We start from the raw sequence: 899 nt of genomic DNA, 5'->3' as shown, positions 1-899 counted from the left end.
CATCTCGGCCTGGTGGTCGCGCTGGTGCTGCTGGCCGTGGTGGGTCTGGTCACGGTGCCCGACACCTTCGCCACGACCTCCAACATGGTGAGCATCCTGTCGCTGGCCGCGACCATCGGGGTGATCACCGTCGGCATGACGTTCGTGATCATCGGTGGGGGCATCGACCTGTCGGTGGGCGCGATCATGGCGCTGGCGTCGGTGTGGGCGACCACCCTGGCCACCCAGTCCTACGGCCCGTTCGTGATGATCCTGTGCGCGGTGCTGGTGGGTACCGGCGCCGGCCTGGTCAACGGGCTGCTGATCTCCTACGGGCGGATGGTGGCGTTCATCGCCACGCTGGCGATGCTGGTGGCCGCCCGGGGTCTGGCGCAGCGGATGTCGGACCGGCGCACCCAGCTGGTGCAGCAGGGCAACGAGATGATCGTGGAGCTGTCGACCAGCCGGGTGCTGGGCATCCCGGTGCTGGTCTACATCTTCGTGCTGGTGGTGATCGCCGGATGGGTGCTGCTGAACCGCACCACCTTCGGCCGGCGCACCTACGCGGTGGGCGGTAACCCCGAGGCGGCCCGGCTGGCCGGTATCGACGTGCGCCGTCACACCGTGATGCTGTACGCGCTGTCGGGGTTGTGCTGCGGCATCGCGGCGGTGCTGATCATGGCCAGGACCACGACGGGCTCCTCCACGCACGGGGATCTGTACGAGCTGGACGCGATCGCCGCGGTCATCATCGGCGGCACGCTGCTGACCGGCGGGCGCGGGTCGATCATCGGGTCGATCCTGGGTCTGCTGATCTTCACCGTGATCACGAACCTGTTCATCCTCAACGGGCTCAACACCAGCGACCAGCTGGTGGCCAAGGGCCTGATCATCGTGGTGGCCGTGCTGCTCCAGCGGCG

Annotated in this window: 1 protein-coding gene; it reads left to right on the top strand. The window is 68.1% G+C overall.

Translation table 11 applies throughout. The annotated features are described in order from the left end of the window. On the top strand, positions 1 to 899 hold an 899-nt coding region (locus ACTOQ2_RS43945), incomplete at both ends, for an ABC transporter permease (protein ID WP_440107986.1).

This window comes from Streptosporangium sp. H16 (assembly GCF_051918855.1).
In the GTDB taxonomy this organism is placed as follows: Bacteria; Actinomycetota; Actinomycetes; order Streptosporangiales; family Streptosporangiaceae; genus Streptosporangium.
This window is presented reverse-complemented; position numbering and strand designations above follow the sequence as displayed.